Origin of the sequence: Zoogloea sp. LCSB751, assembly GCF_002028455.1 — a bacterium.
GTDB lineage: Bacteria > Pseudomonadota > Gammaproteobacteria > Burkholderiales > Rhodocyclaceae > Zoogloea.
On record NZ_MWUM01000288.1, the window covers coordinates 1 to 262 of the forward strand.

A 262-nucleotide genomic window follows, 5' to 3' on the forward strand; every position below is an offset into this window, starting at 1 on the left:
TTTCACGAAGCTGGAATAGTCCAGCTGGCGACTGGTGGTATCGCTGGGGCTGAAGCTATTGAACACCGACATCAGCACGACGGCGATGACCAGCCACAGGATTAGGTTTTTCGCCATGTCACTCAAATCAATGACCTCGCAGACTGACAGTTAACGATGAGGGTTAGGGTACTACAGTTTAAAACCGGTAGCCACAATGTAGACTTCTCGTGAACGGGCACGGGAGGAGTCTGGTTTACGAATCTTGACGACAGAGAAAAGT

General features: G+C 50.0%; 2 protein-coding genes. Both read right to left on the minus strand.

Going from position 1 to position 262, the window contains the following annotated elements:
* The coding region (locus tag B4920_RS31130; protein WP_368664747.1) for an ATP-dependent metallopeptidase FtsH/Yme1/Tma family protein at positions 1–117 on the minus strand (117 nt) is incomplete at its 3' end.
* A gap of 54 nt (positions 118–171) precedes the next feature.
* Positions 172–262: SAM-dependent methyltransferase (locus B4920_RS31135; protein ID WP_216820077.1), on the minus strand; the 91-nt coding region annotated here is incomplete at its 5' end.